This window comes from Proteus myxofaciens ATCC 19692, assembly GCF_001654855.1.
Taxonomy (GTDB): domain Bacteria; phylum Pseudomonadota; class Gammaproteobacteria; order Enterobacterales; family Enterobacteriaceae; genus Proteus; species Proteus myxofaciens.
In genome coordinates this window covers 1-217 of record NZ_LXEN01000265.1, presented here as the reverse complement: position 1 = coordinate 217, position 217 = coordinate 1, and the positions used below count along the sequence as shown (strand labels likewise).

Sequence of the window (217 nt, the reverse complement as noted above, 5' to 3'; positions counted from 1 at the left end):
TTATCTCAGTCATATAAAAATATAGAAATAATAGTTGTAGATGACAACCCTAATAATTCAAACCATAAAAAAACAAAAGAAATAATAAATAAATATAAATATAAATGTAAAATAATATATATTTTTGATGGTATAAACGTAGGTGGATCTTTAGCTAGAAATAAAGGAATCATTGAATCAAAAGGAGATTATATTACTTTTTTAGATGATGATGACA

Annotated in this window: 1 protein-coding gene; it reads left to right on the top strand. The window is 21.2% G+C overall.

Annotated elements, in window-relative coordinates; genetic code table 11:
• Positions 1-217: glycosyltransferase (locus tag M983_RS16850; RefSeq protein ID WP_157092005.1), on the top strand; the 217-nt coding region annotated here is incomplete at both ends.